This window comes from Pseudoalteromonas sp. BSi20311 (assembly GCF_000239875.1).
GTDB lineage: Bacteria > Pseudomonadota > Gammaproteobacteria > Enterobacterales > Alteromonadaceae > Pseudoalteromonas.
In genome coordinates this window covers 1-490 of record NZ_BADU01000143.1, presented here as the reverse complement: position 1 = coordinate 490, position 490 = coordinate 1, and the positions used below count along the sequence as shown (strand labels likewise).

At 32.4% G+C, this 490-nt stretch carries 1 protein-coding gene; it reads left to right on the top strand.

Annotated features, from left to right (window positions below; translation table 11 throughout):
• Positions 1-226: 226 nt before the first annotated feature.
• Positions 227-421 carry a (2Fe-2S)-binding protein gene (locus tag P20311_RS14545; RefSeq protein ID WP_010389142.1) on the top strand — a complete coding sequence of 65 codons (195 nt, stop codon included), beginning with the start codon at positions 227-229 and terminating at the stop codon, positions 419-421.
• Positions 422-490: the final 69 nt, after the last annotated feature.

Sequence of the window (490 nt, the reverse complement as noted above, 5' to 3'; positions counted from 1 at the left end):
GAACCTACTTAAATTTAAGGTCAGACTTTAGTTAATAAATCTCAATTTAAGTGCCATACTTCGAATAAAATTCAAACAATTCTCAAGCTGCCGCGAATTCTCAACTTAAGTGGCGCTGGCCAAAAAAAAATGCAAAAAATTCAAATTTTATAAAAAACCAATTGATAACTATTTTCGTTTAGATTAATATAAACCTACTAAATGAAATTGAGAGTTGTTTGTATTCATGTATGTTTGTCTTTGTCACGGTGTGACCGATAAAAAAATTGAGCAAACCATCGACGATGGTGCTACTACCATGCGCGAGCTAACTAAAGAGCTTAAAGTGGGCAGCCAATGCGGTAAGTGTTGTTGCTGTACTAAAAAGATCCTCAATCGTAAACTGATTCAAATTGCAGATATAACCGATCAAGTGGCTTAATAGTAATTTATAAAAGTAGGCCCTATCTGAACGAATTGGTTTAACATTTAAAAATTAAACATAAAAAAA